General features: G+C 59.3%; 1 protein-coding gene. It reads left to right on the top strand.

What is annotated here, in order from left to right; all coding sequences use genetic code 11:
- On the top strand, nucleotides 1–567 hold a 567-nt coding region (locus tag PO883_RS34780; RefSeq protein ID WP_289313843.1), incomplete at both ends, for a hypothetical protein.

Here is a 567-nt window from a genome sequence, read left to right as displayed (position 1 = left end):
GGCAGCGTGAACGCGGCCAAGGCGAATACCGACAGCACGTTCGCCAGTGTGAACCAGCAGTCGGGCATCTATGCGGGCGCGCAGGGCTTCGATGTGACCGTCAAGAACAATACCGATCTAACCGGTGGCGTGATTGCCAGTGCCGCCGGTGCCGACAAGAACAAGTTGACGACGGGAACGCTGACGCAAACGGACGTCAAGAATGCCGCCAGCTATGACAGCGACAGCAGCAGCGTGAATCTGTCGTACAGCAGCGGCGCCAGTGCGATCCAGACCCTGAGCAGCAATGTGGCCGGAAACATGGCGGGCAATCTCACTCCGACGCAAGACGGCAATGCTGCCGGTACGACGAAGAGCGCGATCAGCGCCGGCACGCTCGTCATTACCGACGCCAAGGGACAGATCGCCGCAACGGGGAAAACAGCGGAGGAAACCGTTGCTGAAACCAATCGCGATACGGCCAACAGTGCCGGGACTATTGCCAAGATTTTTGACCTGCGGAAGCTTCAGGATGAGAAGGAGTATTTGAACGCCGTCACGGGCTTGGTCCAACAAGTTTCCCCGCTA

This window comes from Massilia sp. DJPM01 (genome assembly GCF_030348125.1).
Classification (GTDB): Bacteria; Pseudomonadota; Gammaproteobacteria; order Burkholderiales; family Burkholderiaceae_D; genus Telluria_A; species Telluria_A frigida.
Note: the sequence above shows the minus strand (reverse complement) of the source record. Positions and strands in the feature narration are given on the sequence as shown.